Origin of the sequence: Bacillus vallismortis (assembly GCF_040784915.1) — a bacterium.
GTDB lineage: Bacteria > Bacillota > Bacilli > Bacillales > Bacillaceae > Bacillus > Bacillus subtilis_G.
The window spans coordinates 1,169,912-1,185,652 of sequence record NZ_CP160797.1 but is presented as its reverse complement, the minus strand read 5'-3'; the positions used below and the strand labels follow the sequence as shown (position 1 = coordinate 1,185,652).

General features: G+C 42.3%; 15 protein-coding genes. 9 read left to right on the top strand and 6 right to left on the bottom strand.

Annotated features, from left to right (window positions below; translation table 11 throughout):
• Nucleotides 1–109 precede the first annotated feature (109 nt).
• Nucleotides 110–574 (top strand): ferritin family protein, encoded by a 465-nt coding sequence (locus tag ABZM97_RS05890; RefSeq protein ID WP_253268993.1) that lies wholly within the window; start codon nucleotides 110–112, stop codon nucleotides 572–574.
• Nucleotides 575–762: 188 nt separating this feature from the next.
• Here ABZM97_RS05890 and ABZM97_RS05885 read toward each other — a convergent pair whose 3' ends face one another.
• Entirely contained in the window at nucleotides 763–2,490 is a 1,728-nt protein-coding gene (locus ABZM97_RS05885) for an ABC transporter substrate-binding protein (protein ID WP_253268992.1), read from the bottom strand.
• Between the two features lie 113 nt (nucleotides 2,491–2,603).
• Between ABZM97_RS05885 and ABZM97_RS05880 the strand changes: the two genes are divergently transcribed.
• Both ABZM97_RS05880 and ABZM97_RS05875 read left to right on the top strand, forming a co-directional pair.
• Entirely contained in the window at nucleotides 2,604–3,806 is a 1,203-nt protein-coding gene (locus tag ABZM97_RS05880; protein ID WP_087993649.1) for an MFS transporter, read from the top strand.
• Between the two features lie 107 nt (nucleotides 3,807–3,913).
• The gene (locus ABZM97_RS05875) at nucleotides 3,914–5,068 is read left to right on the top strand and encodes an AbrB family transcriptional regulator (RefSeq protein ID WP_087993650.1); all 1,155 of its coding nucleotides are present in this window, start codon (nucleotides 3,914–3,916) and stop codon (nucleotides 5,066–5,068) included.
• A 580-nt stretch (nucleotides 5,069–5,648) separates the two neighbouring features.
• On the opposite strand, the gene ntdR is transcribed toward ABZM97_RS05875, so the two are convergent.
• A complete protein-coding gene (ntdR, locus tag ABZM97_RS05870) occupies nucleotides 5,649–6,638 on the bottom strand; it encodes an NTD biosynthesis operon transcriptional regulator NtdR (RefSeq protein ID WP_202328479.1) in 990 nt (329 codons plus the stop codon).
• Nucleotides 6,639–6,743: 105 nt separating this feature from the next.
• On the opposite strand from ntdR, the gene ABZM97_RS05865 reads away from it, so the two are divergent.
• The 6 genes from ABZM97_RS05865 (at nucleotide 6,744) to ABZM97_RS05840 (ending at nucleotide 12,090) form a co-directional block, all read left to right on the top strand.
• A complete protein-coding gene (locus ABZM97_RS05865) occupies nucleotides 6,744–8,069 on the top strand; it encodes a DegT/DnrJ/EryC1/StrS family aminotransferase (RefSeq protein ID WP_202328480.1) in 1,326 nt (441 codons plus the stop codon).
• Nucleotides 8,041–8,889 (top strand): HAD-IIB family hydrolase, encoded by an 849-nt coding sequence (locus tag ABZM97_RS05860; protein ID WP_087991294.1) that lies wholly within the window; start codon nucleotides 8,041–8,043, stop codon nucleotides 8,887–8,889. The genes ABZM97_RS05865 and ABZM97_RS05860 overlap by 29 nt, the downstream gene beginning before the upstream one ends.
• A 13-nt stretch (nucleotides 8,890–8,902) precedes the next feature.
• On the top strand, nucleotides 8,903–9,946 hold the full coding sequence (gene ntdC / locus ABZM97_RS05855; RefSeq protein WP_087991293.1) for a glucose-6-phosphate 3-dehydrogenase NdtC: 1,044 nt from the start codon (nucleotides 8,903–8,905) through the stop codon (nucleotides 9,944–9,946).
• An 82-nt stretch (nucleotides 9,947–10,028) separates the two neighbouring features.
• Complete coding sequence (glcP, locus tag ABZM97_RS05850) at nucleotides 10,029–11,234, top strand: glucose/mannose transporter GlcP (RefSeq protein ID WP_087991292.1); 1,206 nt, start codon at nucleotides 10,029–10,031, stop codon at nucleotides 11,232–11,234.
• A 445-nt stretch (nucleotides 11,235–11,679) separates the two neighbouring features.
• Nucleotides 11,680–11,877, top strand: coding sequence for a hypothetical protein (locus ABZM97_RS05845; RefSeq protein WP_087991291.1), 198 nt, complete (start codon nucleotides 11,680–11,682; stop codon nucleotides 11,875–11,877).
• A gap of 15 nt (nucleotides 11,878–11,892) precedes the next feature.
• The gene (locus ABZM97_RS05840) at nucleotides 11,893–12,090 is read left to right on the top strand and encodes a hypothetical protein (RefSeq protein WP_087991290.1); all 198 of its coding nucleotides are present in this window, start codon (nucleotides 11,893–11,895) and stop codon (nucleotides 12,088–12,090) included.
• 220 nt (nucleotides 12,091–12,310) lie between these two features.
• Here ABZM97_RS05840 and ABZM97_RS05835 read toward each other — a convergent pair whose 3' ends face one another.
• The 4 genes from ABZM97_RS05835 to ABZM97_RS05820 all read right to left on the bottom strand — a co-directional run bounded on the left by ABZM97_RS05835 (nucleotide 12,311) and on the right by ABZM97_RS05820 (nucleotide 15,724).
• Entirely contained in the window at nucleotides 12,311–12,838 is a 528-nt protein-coding gene (locus ABZM97_RS05835) for a MarR family transcriptional regulator (RefSeq protein WP_087991289.1), read from the bottom strand.
• 76 nt (nucleotides 12,839–12,914) lie between these two features.
• Nucleotides 12,915–14,414: a monooxygenase gene (locus ABZM97_RS05830; protein WP_367387486.1), complete on the bottom strand. Its 1,500-nt coding sequence runs from the start codon at nucleotides 14,412–14,414 to the stop codon at nucleotides 12,915–12,917.
• Nucleotides 14,415–14,592: 178 nt separating this feature from the next.
• Nucleotides 14,593–15,099 (bottom strand): signal peptidase I, encoded by a 507-nt coding sequence (lepB, locus tag ABZM97_RS05825; protein ID WP_087991288.1) that lies wholly within the window; start codon nucleotides 15,097–15,099, stop codon nucleotides 14,593–14,595.
• Between the two features lies 1 nt (nucleotide 15,100).
• Nucleotides 15,101–15,724 (bottom strand): TVP38/TMEM64 family protein, encoded by a 624-nt coding sequence (locus ABZM97_RS05820; RefSeq protein WP_087991287.1) that lies wholly within the window; start codon nucleotides 15,722–15,724, stop codon nucleotides 15,101–15,103.
• Nucleotides 15,725–15,741: the final 17 nt, after the last annotated feature.

Sequence of the window (15,741 nt, the reverse complement as noted above, 5' to 3'; positions counted from 1 at the left end):
TAAAAACGGCCTTTTCGCATATAAAAAGCTGAATTTCTCCGCACATGTCTCCCCGCCCTGCATATATTTTTTACAGAAGCCCAATTCCTAAGAATGGAGTTGAACCCCCTTGCACTACAGCTACTATCCCTATCCGGCGCCGTGCCGGGAAGACCCTGTTTTGATTCGGAATCTGGAAAAGGCCATTAACGGCGAATTCAGCGCAGTTCAATGCTGCCGCAAGCTTGCCGAACTTGCCCGCCGCGACGAAATCAGAAAGCAGATAGAAGACATCAGGCGTGCCGAAATGCGCCACCTCCGTGAATTTTCCACATTGTACGAAGCCATTACCGGCCAACACATTATGCCGAAACAAACGGGGGAATGCCCGGACAATTTCACGAGAGGGCTGAACGCCGCTTTTAAAGATGAACAAGAAACAGTCCGCTTTTACTTGCGTGCGGCCGAGGAAACCTCAAACGTAAAAGCGAAAAGCCTCTTTACGCGCGCCGCACGGGATGAACAACATCACGCTGTCTGGTTTCTATACTATTTGACGGAACGTTACATATACCCCGCCTGTTTTTTCAAATAAAGCCAGAAAACATAAAACGATACGCAGAGGGGATCGGCCACGGAGAAAAATTCTGAAGCTTGTACCCGAGGCTCTTCAAGCATGATGCGCGCGGCACAGAATATGAAAAGCATGGTCACGATCATCGCCAAGACCTCAGCATGGCAGCGTCATAATAGACAGCGAGGGTTCAAGAAAGAACCCTCTTTTCATTTAGACAGCCACACGGAGTACAAATCAATCCATCCCTCTTCATCAAGCATCAGGCCTTTCACATTCTCGCTTGATGTCACCCGCAGCACATTTTGATACAGCGGAATCACATTGAATTCCTGTATAAGCTGGCGGTCAATGTCCTGCAGCATATTGATTCTCAAACAGCGGTCAGGCATCGAAAAAAAGCGTTCTGTCATTTCTGAGCATATCTGTTTCATCTTTTCAGATAGATGCTGGCACAAAAAACTGTTCTCAGACAGCAGCAAATGCAGAAAACCAAACTCACTGTCTTGATAAAACGTCGCACTGTCATGGATGATATCCGCCATCTGCACGATTTCGGGCCGGCGCAGATCAGCAGAATCACAGAATTGAAGTGTAAGCCTGATGCCATGTTGGGCGCAAACATTTTGAATCCACTCGGCGTCCTCGCGATGATCCGTTTCCGAAAAGGTATACAGCACCAGCGTTTCTCCTTTGTAGCCGCTCTGCTTCAGCAATTCAGAAGGTGAAACGCCTCCCCAATCAAAAGGACTCGAATGTAAAAAAGACGTAACCGGGGTTTTGCGGTGCCCTCCCGCTTCACGAACGAGCCGTTCAGAGGAAATCAGCAGGCGGAGCGCTTTTCTAAAGCTTCGATGCCAAAGAGGCCCCTTCTTTTTCAGATTGAGCGACAAATACTGAACATGCCGCTCGTCAAAAACCGTTTGCTTCTCAGAACATGTTTGTTTTTCTTGAATGGTAAAACCATTCATCTCTCCGGCTTGTTCAGAAAACACAAACTCAACGCGATCCAAAAAAGGCCGTCCCTTAAAGTAGCGCTCATTGGCTTCAAGCACAAGCATCCGGCCGTGATGCTGCATCACCCGAAAAGGCCCTGTTCCATTGATTCCGCCGCCCTGTTCTGCCGGCAGAATGGACAGCCGTTCATCACAAAGAACATACGGCAAAAGCTCATTCGGCTTATCAAGTATAAGCTCCACGCAATAAGAGCCGTTTTCTAAGACTTGTTTCACTCCGTATAACAGCCATTTATATGGGTTGTCAGCCTGTGCCAAAAAGCGCCGAAGCGTAAACGCAACATCCCGCGCCGTCAGCGGCTGTCCGTTATGAAAAGACACACCCTTTCGAAGAAAAAATCTCCACCGTTTTTTCCCGTCCTCTTCCCATCCATGAACCAAATGAGGCTTCGGCTCCTGCACATCCGGATCAAACGTGAGCAGTGTATCAAATATTTGTTTGACGAAATGCCCCTCAGACCGCAAAAAGATGCGGCACGGGTCCAGACTGCTGACAGCTTCAGGGGTGATGAACAGCCGAAGCACATCCTTCGCTCCATCCCCGCCAGTCTCTGTCACAAAGCCGAACACCTCAGAAAACCACATATCATATTCGTTTTGAAGCCCCGGAAACGCGGACTGATACTGTTGAATCAGTTCCTTTGCCTTCTTTAGCTTTCCAGCCATTGTATATTCCTTGGCGGTTTGAAAAAGCAGTTCCTCAGGCTGGCGAAGAAACGCGATTTTGGATTTGCGGCCGCGTCCCGCCCCGCTTTCCCGGACAATCCAATTCTTATTCTCCAGCTTGTGTAAAATGAGCTTTGCATTTCTTTCTGTACAAAATAAACAGTCAGCAATCTCAGTGAGCGTCATTTCATTCATTTGTCCATACGCAGCGTGTCCTGTTTTTACAAGTGCCACATAGTGCTCAATCAGCTTCAATCCCCGCACCTCCCGATAAAAGGGGAATCTTTTTCTCTTCTTTTCTTCACTTTTTGGGCCGCCGTCCCTTCTATACACTACTACTATATCAAAACGCGAAAGGCGGCGATCACATGTTATCCAGCTTTCAATCTATCAAATCGAGATACACCGCTCCCGTTTGGCTCCGCTTTTTCGGCGAGATGCTGACAAGCCTGACAGGTGCAATGATGGGCCCTTTTATGGTGCTGTATTTGCATGAACAATTAAACGGGAGTGTCATGATTCCCATGTTGATCATCAGCCTTCAGCCATTTGCCGATATTTGCCTGACGCTCGTTGCAGGACGGGTGACGGACCGGCTTGGGCGTCGCACCGCGATTCTGATCGCATTGCTTCTGCAATCAGCCGCCATGACGGGTTTTGTGTTTGCTGAGCATGCGTATGTTTTCGCCATTCTCTATGTCATGAATGGTATGGGGAGATCATTGTACATTCCCGCCTCCCGCGCCCAAATTGCCGAAAGCACGCCGGAAAGCAGACGTTCAGAAGTGTTTGCGGTCATCAATGTGATCTATTCAGCTGGCCTGACGGCAGGGCCTGTGCTGGGAGTGCTGCTGTACAAGCATGACCCCGTGTGGATATTCGCTTTAGATGCCGCGGCATTGTTCCTTTACTTTCTGATCGCCGCACTGAAACTGCCGGAAACAAAGCCGATGATAACAACTGGTGCATCGGCGTTTTCCCCGAGCTTTACGATATATAGGCCTGTACTGCTTCTTTTGCTGCTTTCTCTCCCCATCAGCATGTTATATGCGCAAACAGAAACAACTTACAGGCTGTTTAGCAAAAACATGTTTTCCGACTATCTATCCATGCTGACCATTTATTCGGCGGCCAAAGCTTTATTCAGCTTTGTTCTCCAGATTCCCCTTGTCAAAGGAACCGAAAAGCTTTCAATGAAAACGATCCTTTTGATTACTTATATTTGTTATTCCCTTGCAGCTGTCGGCTTCGCATGCTCAACCTCTGTGACAATGCTTTTGGTAACGGCAGCGGTGATGACGGTTGGCGAAAGCATCGGATTAACCCACATCCAGACCTTTATTTCGAAATTGGCACCGCCTCATTTACTCGGCCGGTTTTATGCGGTATACGGCCTGCATTGGGATATCTCCCGCTCAATCGGCCCCCTTGCAGGAGGGCTGATCCTGACATCGTTTGGCGGAGAAGTGATTTTTTACACTCTGGCCGTGTGTTTGCTGGCAACGGGTCTATGCCTGACTTACACAATAGAGAGGCTCGAGCAGAAGGTCATAAGAAAAGTGAATGGATAATAGAAAATAATTCATCATTTCTTTATCAACGAAAATATACTATAGTAATCATACATTCACTACGTGAACAATTGGAGTGTTACGTGAAAAGGAAGAAGGGTTTTACATTGAAGAAAGACGAACATCTCCTCAAAGATCTATGGTTTATCGCAATCAGTGCAGCCGGGGGATTTATTCTTTCATTAACCGGAATATCAATTGGATGGATGATCGGAACGCTGATTATCGCCTGCTGCCTCGCCATGATACGGCCGGCATGGCTGATGATGGCGCCGGACCAAAAAGGAATTAACCGCCGATGGCTCGCCCTCGGTCAGGTGATTCTCGGCATCGAATTGGGCCAAAAGCTGAATTTATCCGTTCTCTCTGTCCTCAAAGACCATTGGTTTTCAGTCGGCGTTATGCTGGTATTGTCTATACTTATGGCCATGCTGTCAGGATATGTGCTTTGGCGTTTCAGCAAAACGGATATGATGACCAGCTTTGTCGGTACGGCTCCCGGCGGGCTGTCCGCCATGCCTAGCATCGCACAGGAGGTCGGCGCCAATACCGCCATTGTCAGCCTCGTACAAATGATGCGTGTGCTGCTCGTTGTGCTGTCCATCCCGTTTTTGGTCATCCTCATCTATACAAAACAAGATGGTTCCGCAAGTGCCGCAGCAGAAACGCTTTCCTCGGCAACGACGGATTTTAGGCTCGCTCCCGTTTTGTGGACCGCCGTTCTGATTCTCGCTGCCTGGGGCGCCTGCAAAGCCGCGAAATGTTTAAAATTTCCGGCGCCATGGCTGCTCGGCAGCATGCTCGGTGTGGCACTTGTACATGTTGGCGGCGCTGCGGTGACAGGGCACGATTTGACGTCGTGGTGGCCGTCACAAGCTAATCATGTGTCGCAAGTATTTCTCGGAGCGACGATCGGCTCTAAGATGTATAAAAGCATGTTTGCCGGCGTCACCCGCATTATCATCGTCGGGTTCGTCTCGTCCGTCGGTTTAATTGCAGCTATGTTTTTGAGCGCCGTGATCGTTTCCAAGCTGACAGGCATCTCGCTCATCACTTCTGTTCTGGCATTTGCCCCCGGCGGCATTGCAGAAATGGCGACGACATCTGTTACCTTGCATGCCGATTCCACCTTTGTCGTTGCGGTTCAGGTCATACGCGTCATCCTTGTCATTGCCCTCTTGCCGCCGTTTTATCGCCTGCTTCACCATCTTCACGGTGAGAAAAAAGGCACAGAGCATTCGATAAGCGGCAGCAATCCCTAGTTGAAAAAAATTCACAAGTAGTATATTTATACAGAAAAGGGGAATGTTCGCTCTATTCTGTAGAGTATGGAAGACTTCGGGCAGGTAAGTGTAAATAGCTTCAATCAAGATATTTCGTTGTTAATCGAGACAGCTCGAACAACAAAAGATGATTCGAAAGATGAGAATGCGTTTGAAATTGCTGACACAAATGAATTACAAGTAATAGCGGATACAGCATAGAGAGCCATGAGTAATGAAAAATTTTAAAGACTCCTGATGGATCTGTTGAAATGGAGTTTATGAAGGAAGTCACTCTAGATTACCACTCTTGCTTAATAGCATAGGGTGGTTTTTTTATTGTGTATGTCCGCTCATCCGCATTGCTGAACAAAAATTTGTTTGATCAGAATATGCATCAGATTTGAAGGAATGCTACCAGAGGGCGAAATGAAAGGCGAAGAAATCATTGACGACTTTGGTATAGAAGCATTTATGAGAATTTCAAAAAACAGGCTTCCTGATTGAAAAAGAGGTTAAATATGAATAACCTCTTTTTCTATATAAAGATATAAAATGATACGGAAGTGAAAACCTAGAGTTAAGTTGATTCTCTTATAATAAGATTTGTTGGCAGTTTAATAATTTTTCTGTTTAAAGAAGTGTTACCCGAAATATACTCGATTATTTTCAACACAGCCTGTTGACCTAATTCTATTATGGGAATATCAATTGTTGTTATCGTCGGAGTAACGACTTGGCAAATCAATTGGTTGTCAAACCCAATTACAGCTAAATCTTCTGGAACATGAAAGCCATTTTTTATCGCCTGTTTAATAATCCCTGCAGCGACTTGATCATTTCCTGTAAATATTGCTGAGGGTCTGTCCTTTAAATCCTTTATCTTATTAAAAACACGAAAGCCATCCTCGATATTAAACAATTCCCCGAATATCCATTCGTTTCTATGATGTAAATTGTAATCTTGTAAAGCTTTCAAGTAACCCTCTTTCCTCTGACATTGAGCTTCGCTATTTGGAGTATCAAAACAAAATCCAATTTTTTTATGTCCTCTTTCAATTAAATGTTCAACCCCCATGTATGCGGCTTCAAATTCATCATACCCAATGATCGTGATGTCCGCTGAGTGATGATATTCATTACATAATAAGATAGGACCATACTTTAAGAAAGGGGATATCTTATCCCATTCATTTTCTAAAGTTCCAAGAATAATACCATCAACTTCTTTGTGTTTCAATAACTCTAATAGTTCTATCTCTGTCTGTTGGTCATAAAAGGTTTGAAATACAATGACCTTGTAATTCTTAAACAGCGCTTCATGAGAGACCCCTTTTATTAATTGAGCAAAAAATGGATGGTCGATACTCGGAACCGATAAAGCTATCGTTTGTGTCTTATTTCTCCTAAAATTCCGAGCTAAATAATTGGGCGTGTAGTCAAGTTCGTTAATAGCGTTTAAGATCATATCTCTTTTTTCTTTCGACACATAAGGGTGATTATTCAATACTCTTGATACTGTGGTTTTAGACACGTTGCATAATTTTGCTATCTCATCAATTGTAGGCATATTTTCCCTTCCTTAAAAAAGTTATTGACATGTTATCGGTTTCAGAAATTAGGATAAATTTGTAACAAATTTTTAAGATTAAAAAAATCATTGGAGGTACTGTTCATGCAAAAACAGGTTAAAGTTTTAGGTAAAAGTAAAGAAAACATGTTACTACTAAAACACTTAAAAGGTGACGTACAAAGAAAAGAACTTGTTATTGAAGACAGTATTGTAAACGAGCGGTGGAGACAAGTATTAAAAGAAAATACAGATATTGAAAATGACCTTTTCAACTACCAAAAAAATCGCGAAATAAGTAAAGTCCCTTTTATGCCTGTCGATAGATTAATAACCAATGATGAAGTGGATGATATCTTAAATGCTTTAACTAAAGTTTTGCCAACTGGAAAATTTACGAGCGGTTCCTATTTAGATCAATTCGAAAATGTTTTATCTACATATTTACATAAAAGGTATGTAATTGCAACCAGCAGTGGAACGGATGCTATTATGATAGGATTACTGGCTTTAGGGTTAAACCGAGGGGATGAAGTAATCATGCCGGCTAATAGCTTTTCAGCTACTGAAAATGCTGTGTTAGCTGTGGGTGGCGTTCCTATCTATGTCGATATTAACCCACAAACATTCTGCATCGATCCTGACAAAATTGAGGAAGCAATAACTCCTTATACAAAGTTTATTCTACCTGTGCATTTATACGGAAAACATTCAGAAATGAAGCATATCCGTCAAATAGCAAATCGTTATCAATTAAAAGTCATTGAGGATGCTTGCCAAGGAATTGGACTGACAGACTTAGGAAAGTATGCAGACATCACTACATTAAGCTTTAATCCATATAAGAATTTTGGTGTATGTGGTAAGGCTGGGGCAATAGCAACTGATGATGAAGAACTCGCTAAAAAATGCATTCAATTTAGTTATCATGGTTTTGAAGTAAATGTGAAAAATAAGAAAGTCATCAATTTTGGATTTAATTCAAAAATGGACAATATACAGGCAGCAATTGGTTTAGAGAGAATGAAGTATCTTTCATTAAACAACTTCAAAAGATTATTCTTGGCGGATAGATACATTACTCAACTAGCAGAATTACAGAATAAAGGCCTTATTGAATTACCAGAATTAAGTGAAGATCATGTGTGGCATCTGTTTCCTATTAAGGTAAGAACAGAAGATAGAACAGATATCATGACTAAGTTAAATGAAGAGTTTGGTGTTCAAACAGATGTATATTATCCAGTACTGTCTCATATGCAAAAAACTCCTTTAGTACAGGAAAAGTATGCAAAACTCCAATTGGTTCATACGGAAAAAGCTCATAGTCAGGTGCTGCATTTGCCTTTATATCCGTCATTTACGTTAGAAGAGCAAGACAGAGTAATGGAGGGACTGTTTCATGTTATTAAGCAAGATGTCGGAGTATAAAACGTTATCCAAGGTTGAACATCCTAAGTATATTGTTTTTTGTGATTTTGATGAAACGTATTTTCCGCATACAATCGATGAACAGAAACAACAAGATATATATGAACTCGAAGACTATCTAGAACAAAAAAGTAAAGCTGGGGAACTACTAATCGGATGGGTTACTGGGAGTAGTATAGAATCTATTCTCGATAAAATGGAACGAGGAAAATTTAGATATTTCCCGCATTTTATAGCTAGTGATCTTGGAACTGAAATTACGTACTTTTCAGATCATAACTTCGGACAGCAAGATAAGGAGTGGAACAGTCGTATAAATGAAGAGTTTAGTAAAGAAAAGATTGAAATACTTGTAAAACAGTTACATGAAAATGAAAACATTCTTTTGAATCCTCAAACTCAATTAGGAAAGTCACGGTATAAGCATAACTTTTATTATCAGGAACAAGATGAAATAAACGACAAGAAAAACCTGTTAGCAATTGAAAAAATCTGCGAGGAATACGGAGTTTCAGTTAATATAAATCGCTGTAATCCCTTAGCAGGTGATCCAGAAGACAGCTATGATGTAGATTTTATACCCATGGGTACAGGGAAGAATGAAATTGTGAAGTTTATGTTAGAGAAATACAACCTAAATACCGAAAAAGGGATCGCATTTGGAGATAGCGGAAATGATGTTCGTATGTTACAGGCAGTCGGGAATGGATATCTGTTAAAAAATGCAACACAAGAAGCCAAAAACCTGCACCAACTTATATCTGATCGTGAGTACTCAAAAGGAATTACGACTACCTTAAAAAAAATCATTGGATCATGAGGAGGAATTAGATATGAAGAAGATTGGTATCATAGGTGCAGGTGGTATTGCAAGAGCTCATGCAACTGCTTTATCTACAATAAAAAATGCAGAGTTAGTAGGGGTTTATGACATCAATCAACAAAATGCGGAAAGCTTTGTAAAAACTTTCGGCGGGAAAGCATATGAAAATGCAGATGAACTCATTGATGTCTCAGAAGGTTTAATTGTAGCATCTCCAAACTTTTGCCATAAAGAACATGCTTTGCAAGCATTAGCAAAACATAAGCATGTATTGTGTGAAAAGCCTATGGCCATTTCTCTTGAGGAAGCAAGCATAATGAAAGATACCGCTGAAAGGTTAGACGTAAGAGCTAGTATGGGATTTAATTATAGATATCTGTCTTATGTAAATATCTTAAAAAGCTTAATTATCAATCATGAACTAGGTAACATACTGTCCATAAAAGTACACTTCAAGAAAAACAGTGCAATTAGACGTAAGAAGTTTACTTGGAGAGATGACGCTAATAGTAAGAAGACTAGTGGATCATTGGGGGATCTGGGTATTCACCTTATCGACATGGTATGGTATTTGTTTGAGAGTGACTTCATCCCAGAATCAGTAAGGGCAAAGATGAACACAAATGTAAAAACAAAAGAGGATAAACAGGTACTTGTAGATGACTATGCAGAAATTTATGGTCAGCTGAAGAACAAGGTATTTGTAAATATCATCACATCAAAATGTTCTGTACCTGAAGACTGTGGTTTTAGCATTGAGGTAGTTGGACACAAAAAAGAGTTTAAATACCACACAGGTAATCCTCACGTTTACAAGCTCATAGATGGCTTGAACGTGGCAGACTGCCCGGTACCCCAAAGTCTATTAAATGATCCGCCAAACGAATTTTATGGTTGGGCTGATTCTTTTAGAAACGAGTTAATCAATTGGATTGCATCAACTCAGAAAGATTGGATTGAGATCCCTTCTTTTAACGATGGTTTTAGATCGCAGGAAGTATTAGAAATGTTCTTTGAGAAAGATAGCAACCCTCAAACAATGTCTGTTCTTTAGCAGTCAATTCGTATTTCGAAGAGGTAAGTTACTAAAGAAGCAGGAATTTATTTTCCTGCTTTTTAATATAGGGGTGTAATGAATGTTAAGAGGGACATATTTATTTGGATATGCTTTCTTTTTTACAGTAGGTATTATCCATATATCAACAGGGAGTTTGACACCATTTCTATTAGAATCTTTTAACAAGACAACAGATGATATTTCGGTCATCATTTTCTTTCAATTTACCGGATTCCTAAGCGGCGTATTAATCGCACCGTTAATGATTAAGAAATACAGTCACTTTAGGACACTTACGTTAGCTTTGACAATAATGCTTGGAGCGTTAAGTATCTTTTTTCTAACGAAGGATTGGTATTATATTGTTGTAATGGCTTTTCTCTTAGGATATGGAGCAGGTACATTAGAAACGACAGTTGGTTCCTTTGTTATTGCTAATTTCGAAAGTAATGCAGAAAAAATGAGTAAGTTGGAAGTTCTCTTTGGATTAGGCGCTTTATCTTTTCCATTATTAATTAATGCCTTCATCGATATTAATAACTGGTATTTACCGTATTACTGTATATTCACCTTTTTGTTCGTCCTATTAGCAGGGTGGTTCATTTTCTTATCCAAGAACCGAAAGTACGCTAAGAGTGCTAATCAGCAAGTGGCCTTGCCAAATGTAGGAGCATTTCAATACTTTATAGGAGATAGAAAAAAATCAAAGCAATTAGGCTTTTTTGTATTTTTCGCTTTCCTATATGCTGGAATTGAAACAAATTTCGCCAACTTTTTACCTTCAATCATGATAAACCAAGACAATAAACAAATTAGTCTCATAAGTGTCTCCTTTTTCTGGGTAGGGATCATCATAGGAAGAATACTGATCGGTTTAGTAAGTAGGAGGCTTGATTTTTCTAAGTACCTCCTCTTTAGTTGTAGTTGTTTAATTGTTCTGTTGATTGCCTTCTCTTATATAAGTAACCCAATACTTCAATTGGGTGGTACATTTTTGATTGGTTTAAGTATAGCGGGCATATTTCCCATTGCTTTAACACTAGCATCAATCATTATTCAGAAGTACGTTGACGAAGTTACAAGTTTATTTATTGCTTCGGCAAGTTTCGGAGGAGCGATAATCTCTTTCTTAATTGGATGGAGTTTAAATCAGGATACGATCTTATTAACCATGGGAATATTTACAACTATGGCAGTGATTCTAGTAGGGATTTCTGTAAAGATTAGGAGAACTAAAACAGAAGACCCTATTTCACTTGAAAGCAAAGCTTCAAAAACACAGTAAAAACGTGTGAATGAAAGATACTCATAGACATATTGTAAGTAAGAAGAGGACTTCATGTCCTCTAGTTCCTTCCTTGTTTATATGGAGAAAACAGTGTTTTAGCACGGGAGATAGAAGTGATTGTAATTGTGATTCTTGACCTGTCCGAGATACGCACAGGTGTCGTAGCAAAGGTATTTACAGAATTGTTTTATGATGCATCCATAAATTAACCTGTTGCTGCCATCAACAATAGCTGCTGAATTGGAAACGCTCATTAGCGCATGGTTAAAGAAGATTAAAAATTTAACTATCAAATGTGGAGATTTCAAGAAAAGTGTCAAACTAGACATTCAGTATAAGGACAAACCTATACTTTAGGATATGCTGAAAATGTCAACGAAGATGTATGCAAAGCAAAGTTGAATATTATATATTTTTGTATCACAATAGGAATTTAGAAGCAATGGATGCAAAAATGCCCATTCTTAAAGAAAAGAAATTGTGGTCAGACGTGGCAGAGTTATCAGAAAACGCAACTGTGTACTTTAAAAAGAAAAATAATTCTAACATTTCCTCGACATATTTTAAGGATGCATCAAAAGCCAAAGATCAAATTTTGAGATTAACCGAAGATGCATGTAAACTAAAGGAGAAACCTTAAAGTTAATGGGGCGTTATGATGAAAAAGATTTTTAAAGGGGTTTTGCTGCGCGACAATCCCGAGAAGGCCATGCACTTATATTACGGATTATGTTTAGGTATCTGGCTGATTTACAATTTAGTGACATCCGGTTCCCCCGGACTGCCGCTTATCATTTTAGCCGGAGGAAATTTGATTTACGTTACAATCTTGAAAAAGAAAGAGGAAACGTAAAAAAAACACACCCGGTGCGTGTTGATTGTTGACAACATCCTAAAACGATGAATCGTTTTAGGATGTTGCCATCTTTTCAACGTGATTGAAAACCCTTGCCGCTTAAGAAAGTGAGTATGGAAGCAAAGAAAATGTTCTCATTCGTATGCACCAACGCGCAGACCAGACAACAAACCAGAGTTTGCCGTCACGCTGAACCACGCATCCTGTGCATGGTTTTTTATTCAAAAACGCTGTGGATCCCTTCTTCAATCTCTTCTGAGGATGGATACCACTTTGTCACCAAATCCCGTAACAGCCGTTCCGCAAAAAGAATTTCTTCCTCAGTGTACCGGTCAAAAAATGACAGAAAACGCTGTTCGACCTTCTGATGATAATATTTATGCAACCCATGCAGTTTTTTTCCAGCCGGCGTCAAACGGAAGTAGACCTCCTTCTTATTATCGCTAAGCTGTGTTCTGTGAAGGAAGCCGGTGCCAAGCAATTTTGTGCTGATGCGTGACACCGTCGCTTTTGTTGTATTCATTTTTTCTGCAATAGACGTGACATTAATCGGCTCATTGTCTCCGACACAGGATAGAACATGAATTTCTGTCATCGTCAATTGTGATTTACTCCCGTGCTCATCATCCAGCTTCTTCAACTCGTCAGCCAAAAAGGCTTTCATGAGTCCCTCCCATTTCTCCTGTTGATGAATGAGCTCCGCATATAATTCAAAAAGATTGTGTTTCGTATGATCTGTGTTCATAGGGTTTTCCATCCTTTTTCATTCGATTGTTTCTTCTATCATACCTTTTTGTTACAGATGAAACAATCGAATTGCGTTACACCGGACTGGTGACGGAAAACCACCGGCTGATTCCTGTTTGAATCACCCCGGTACAATCGGGTGCTGATGCATCCACCGCCCAGGCAACATGTCCATCAGGGCGAATCAATACCGTATGCACGTCCCGCCACTTTTCATTCGGTTCTGCAAGCGAGGCGTTTACCGTACGCAGGCCTTTCACTCGGCTATGATCATCAGCTTCTTGGATCAATGACAGTAAAACGAATGTCCCGTTTCGAAGACAGCTGTACAGCCGTTCCGAACTGCCATCGGGAACATTCAGCTTCATATCCGGGAGTCTTAACCCGTTCAAACGATGCGGCGGCATATCCGGATCAGCTTCATACCTGACATCAAGCGCGGAAATTTGCCCCGCTACATATCGATTCACTTCAGGGAAGGCGAGCAGCTCCGATATCATACTGCGCAAATGGAGGCCTGCTTGAGTGAAATCAATCAGTTTTGTCTGTGCCTCTGTGTTCCTCAGGAGCCCTTCAGCAGCCGGGTGCCGCTCCCTATGGTAGCTGTCCAAAAGCCACGAAGGCGCAGCGCCCTTGACGGCCGCCGCCAGCTTCCACCCAAGGTTCATCGCATCCTGAAGGCCGACATTCAGCCCTTGGCCGCCCGCTGGAAAATGAATATGCGCCGCATCCCCCGCAAGAAAGATTCTGCCGTCCCGATACCGCTTCGCTTGACGTGCGGCATTCCCGAACCTTGACATCCACGAAGGCTCGCTTAAACCGAAGTCAGTTCCGCAAATTCGTATAAGATCAGTTTTTAGCTCCTCCTCAGTGACCGGCACATCTTTCGGTGTCTGAGTTCGGTATGGGCTGATTACGACGACACGGTATCGACGCGGAGAAAGCGGAACAATCATCACACCGCCCTCTTTTGTGCAAAGGGACAGCACTCCTGACGGCGGCGGAGAAAGGAGCGCCACATCTCCAAGCGCCGCTGTAACGGTGCTGTCGGTACCCGAAAACTCAATTCCAGCCTGTTTCCGGACAGTGCTACCTGCACCATCGGCACCAATGACAAATTTGCTTATGATCGTCCGCACACTCCCCTCCCGATCCTTGAAAATCGTTTGCGCCCCTTCCCTGTTTTGCGTAACCGCCAGCGCCTCTGCTCCTCTAAACACCTCTGCTCCCAGGCTTCGCGCATGTTCCTCAAGCAGCTGCTCCGTTTTAACCTGCGGAAGCAAAAGCGTGTAAGGACAGCTCGTATCCAAGCCTGAAAAATCAAGACGGGTATCCAGCATCGAAAAGTGCCCGGAAGGTATCTTGCTCCCCTTGGATACAAACCGCTCCAAAAGCCCTCTCATCTCAAGTAGCTCCAGCGTGCGGGGATGCAGCGTCAGCGCCTTGGAATAAGGAACAGGCTTTTCAAGCCGCTCAACCACACATGTTTTCACCCCGGCCATCGCAAGCTCGGAAGCCAGCATCAACCCGACCGGCCCTCCCCCTATAATCACGGCTTCAACATTCATCTTAATCACTCCTTTTGTTTCATATAAAACGAATAAAAACCAATAAAAACAACCCAAAATTAAAAGCGAATTCTATTTTTGTTACACATGAAACAATTTTGATTATAACTCCTTACAAATTTTTCTTCAACACATTTTTCCAAACCAGCACAAAAAAGACGCCGTTTCAATTGGCGTCTTGGTTTTATTCAGAATCGGAGATCACACCGACAATCTTTTTTTCACTAATTGGACCAAAGTGCCGGCTGTCGAAGCTGTATATGCGATTATCTCCAACAACAAAATATTGTCCTTTCGGCACTCTGCTTGTTCCTGTCACATCTTTCAAGGTAAAATCACCCGTTACATGGCTTCCGGCAGAAACAGATTTCAAATGCTTCAAAAATGGCTCAGCAACCTGCTTTCCGTCCACATACAGCTGATCATCTTTATATTTGATCGATTCACCAGGCAGGCCGATCACCCGCTTAATCAGCACTTTTTGATCTGGGCCTTTGAAAAGGACAATATCAAAGCGATGAATGGTTTTAAATCGATGCGAAAATTTACTAACTAACAATTCGTTCCCTTCCTGAAAGGTCGGGTTCATACTGACGCCTTCCACCTTGTAATCAATAAAGACGGCATTTTTAACCTGAATGGCGAGAACGACGGACACTATACCGGCAAGAAACCAAAACCGTTTTTTCATGTTACTGCCTCCCCCCATCATGCTCACGCTGACTGGCTCTCACATGCAAATACCGCTCCACCTTTTTGCCCACATACCATAAAACAGCGATCACCAATACAGCAATGATCGTTCGTATCGGCTGTGTGATGAGCGCGTGCAGATCATATCCGATAAAGCTGATCATAAAAATCATGACAAGCTTCCCCGAGGCTGCCGCCAAAATAAACGGCCGCGTTCCGATCCTCGACAAACCGGCAACAACATTCACCGCGGCTGACGGTGTAAACGGAAAACAAAGCAGAAGAAACATAGGGCCAAAGCCGTGTCTTTCCACCCATAACATCAGCTTTCTGACCGACGGGTGACTGCGGATAACTCCAAGCAATCTTCTCTGCCCGTATTGACGGACAATGAAAAAGACAAGTATAGATCCAGCAGTTGATCCCGCCCAGGACAGGATGAATCCTTCCCAAAGGCCAAACGAGTTCGTATTCGCCACCACAAACACGATCAGCGGCAAAAACGGGAGAAATGCTTCTACTAAAGGCAGCAGCACAGCAATGAGCGGACCTAAAGCCCTGTAGCTTTGGAATAATTCAGTTAAGTTTTCTTGTGTAAAATAGGATAAAAAATGATCCAACATTTATACTCCTTACCGGG

Excerpts from the sequence above, each read along its gene's own strand:
- ABZM97_RS05880 (WP_087993649.1), top strand. The coding sequence starts at position 2,604 with ATGTTATCCAGCTTTCAATCTATCAAATCGAGATACACCGCTCCCGTT.
- ntdC (WP_087991293.1), top strand. The coding sequence starts at position 8,903 with ATGAAGAAGATTGGTATCATAGGTGCAGGTGGTATTGCAAGAGCTCAT.
- ABZM97_RS05835 (WP_087991289.1), bottom strand. The coding sequence starts at position 12,838 with ATGAACACAGATCATACGAAACACAATCTTTTTGAATTATATGCGGAG.
- glcP (WP_087991292.1), top strand. The coding sequence starts at position 10,029 with ATGTTAAGAGGGACATATTTATTTGGATATGCTTTCTTTTTTACAGTA.
- ABZM97_RS05845 (WP_087991291.1), top strand. The coding sequence starts at position 11,680 with ATGGATGCAAAAATGCCCATTCTTAAAGAAAAGAAATTGTGGTCAGAC.
- ntdR (WP_202328479.1), bottom strand. The coding sequence starts at position 6,638 with ATGCCTACAATTGATGAGATAGCAAAATTATGCAACGTGTCTAAAACC.
- ABZM97_RS05865 (WP_202328480.1), top strand. The coding sequence starts at position 6,744 with ATGCAAAAACAGGTTAAAGTTTTAGGTAAAAGTAAAGAAAACATGTTA.
- ABZM97_RS05840 (WP_087991290.1), top strand. The coding sequence starts at position 11,893 with ATGATGAAAAAGATTTTTAAAGGGGTTTTGCTGCGCGACAATCCCGAG.
- ABZM97_RS05820 (WP_087991287.1), bottom strand. The coding sequence starts at position 15,724 with ATGTTGGATCATTTTTTATCCTATTTTACACAAGAAAACTTAACTGAA.
- lepB (WP_087991288.1), bottom strand. The coding sequence starts at position 15,099 with ATGAAAAAACGGTTTTGGTTTCTTGCCGGTATAGTGTCCGTCGTTCTC.
- ABZM97_RS05860 (WP_087991294.1), top strand. The coding sequence starts at position 8,041 with ATGTTATTAAGCAAGATGTCGGAGTATAAAACGTTATCCAAGGTTGAA.